The 1,022-nt window shown below is 70.4% G+C and carries 1 protein-coding gene; it reads right to left on the reverse strand.

Annotated features, from left to right (window positions below):
• Positions 1-899 (reverse strand): phosphopantetheine-binding protein (locus AB0J58_RS45220; RefSeq protein WP_364228068.1); only part of this gene is annotated, 899 nt, incomplete at its 3' end.
• Positions 900-1,022 lie beyond the last annotated feature (123 nt).

Consider the following 1,022-nt stretch of genomic DNA (forward strand, 5'->3'; position numbering starts at 1 on the left):
GGCACCTCCGCGGTGTCCAGCACCCGCTGACACGCCACCCCGTCCACCTCGGGAAACACCGTCCGCAAACTCTCATGCCGACCCACCACATCCCGCAGAGCGACCTCCAACACCCCCACGTCCACCCCACCCACCAACCGCAACACCACCGGCACGTTGTAAACCCCCGCCCCCACCCCCAACCGATTCAAAAACCACAACCGCCGCTGCCCGAACGACAACGGCACCACCCCGGCCTCCGCCCGCGCCACCACCCTCCGACGCACCCCACCCCCGCCGATCCCGCCAACCCACGCCGCCAGCCCCGCCACCGTCGGAGCCTCGAACACCGCCCGGACCGAAACCTCCACCCCCAGCACCGACCGCACCCGACCCACCAACCGCATCGCCAGCAACGAATCCCCGCCCAACTCGAAAAACGACTCCGCCACCCCCACCCACTCCACCCCGAGAACCTCCGCGAACACCCCGCACAAAATCTCCTCCACCACCGAACGCGCACCCCGCCCCGGCTCCGAAATCACCTCGGGAACCGGCAACGCCGCCCGATCCAGCTTCCCGTTCCCCGTCACCGGCAACGCCCCCAACACCACCACCGCCGACGGCACCATGAACTCCGGCAACACCTCCCCCGCGAACCGCCGCAACTCCCCCACATCAAGCACCGGCCCCGCACCCCCCGAGGCCGCCTCCCCCTCCGCCGAAACCCCCTCCGCCGAAACCCCCTCGGCCGGAACCACATACGCCACCAACCGCCGATCCCCCGGCCGGTCCTCCCGCACCACCACCGCCACCCGCGACACCGACCCATGCCGGGCCAACACCGCCTCCACCTCACCCGGCTCAATCCGAAAACCCCGCACCTTCACCTGCTGATCAACCCGCCCCACGAACTCCACAACCCCGTCACCACGACGCCGGACCACATCCCCCGTCCGATACATCCGCCCACCACAACCACCGAACGGACACGCCACGAACCGCTCCGCCGTCAACCCGGCCCGCCCCAGATACCCCCGCGC

The organism is Streptosporangium sp. NPDC049644, assembly GCF_040675205.1.
GTDB lineage: Bacteria > Actinomycetota > Actinomycetes > Streptosporangiales > Streptosporangiaceae > Streptosporangium > Streptosporangium fukuiense.